General features: G+C 65.0%; 1 protein-coding gene. It reads right to left on the bottom strand.

Annotation, left to right across the window (positions count from 1 at the left end):
* Nucleotides 1-23: 23 nt before the first annotated feature.
* The gene (locus AC1DES_RS19215) at nt 24-287 is read right to left on the bottom strand and encodes a hypothetical protein (protein ID WP_476897286.1); all 264 of its coding nucleotides are present in this window, start codon (nt 285-287) and stop codon (nt 24-26) included.
* Nucleotides 288-421 lie beyond the last annotated feature (134 nt).

The raw sequence follows: 421 nt of genomic DNA, 5'->3' as shown, positions 1-421 counted from the left end.
TCCTGAGAATGTGCGGGGGCCGCTCAGCGGGAGGCGCTTTCCTGTTCGGTGGCATTGCGGCCGGCCAGCCGGCTGGCCTCCTGCAGCGCCTGGGAGACCTTCGCCAGCGCCGCGACGTGCTGGCCGTTCCACTCGCTGCGGAACTTATCCGCATCCGGGCCCCGCCATTCCGTGCCYGCAAGGACCTTGGTCAGCAGCGACTTCTGCTTGTCGATCTCCGACGAGCCCGCCTGGAGCTTGGTCCCCAAGGTCTTCAGCTGCGCAATGTCTGCACCCCAAATAGCCATTCGATAACTCCTTCAATGTCAACGGACCCGAACGAGGTCGGCATCCCCAGCGGCCTCCGGCGTCTCCGGAAGATCCATTGCCCCCAAGCTACCGTGCCCGGCAAAAAAGTGTCGATGGGCACCCCTGCCCATCC

Source organism: Arthrobacter sp. 05T442 (assembly GCF_056395945.1).
Note: the sequence above shows the minus strand (reverse complement) of the source record. Positions and strands in the feature narration are given on the sequence as shown.